General features: G+C 69.4%; 1 protein-coding gene. It reads left to right on the plus strand.

Translation table 11 applies throughout. From position 1 onward, the window contains the following. Positions 1-359: 359 nt before the first annotated feature. Positions 360-617, plus strand: a 258-nt coding sequence (locus ACTVZP_RS22320) for a metal/formaldehyde-sensitive transcriptional repressor (RefSeq protein WP_443214317.1), incomplete at its 3' end; no start/stop codon positions are given.

Raw genomic sequence — 617 nt, forward strand, 5'->3', positions numbered from 1 at the left:
CTCGGCCCGGCTGCGCAGGGGGTGATCCTCGACCGCATAGCCCGACCGCTTCAGCAGGTCGAGGGACTTGAGCCCGTAGGGGCAGGTGTGCTCCGGCGTCACCATGCGGTAGAGCGAAGCCGTCCTTGCGGGGGCTCGTTCAAGTGTGTCGGCCGACATGTCGCGTCTCCTTCCGGGGGTTGGCGTCCGAGTCGGCACGGGTATAGCTTCCGTACCATGGTACGGAGTCAACTGGGGCGATGCGGCGGATCGGCAAGCCGGTGGGCCCCGGCTCCCGCTCGGTGAGCCGGGCACCCGTGCCGTCCGCCCGGCCACGCCGGCGTTGCCTGAGGGGCAAATATAGGGTACCCCCCTATTCCATGAGCCATACCACCAGAGACAAGGCCAAGCTCCTCGCCCGCGTCCGTCGCCTCAAGGGGCAGCTGGAGGCGGTCGAGCGGATGCTCGAGGCGGAGGCACCCTGCGGCGAAGTCCTGAACCTCGTCGCCTCGGTGCGGGGCGCGGTCACGGGCCTGACGGCCGAAATGATCGAGGACCATATCCGCGAGCACGTCAGCGACCCGGCAAGGGACGACGACCCTGCCCGCGCGCAAGGCGCGGCAGAGCTGATCGGCGTG

Source organism: Rhodobacter sp. NSM (genome assembly GCF_052244495.1).
Lineage (GTDB): Bacteria > Pseudomonadota > Alphaproteobacteria > Rhodobacterales > Rhodobacteraceae > Cereibacter_A.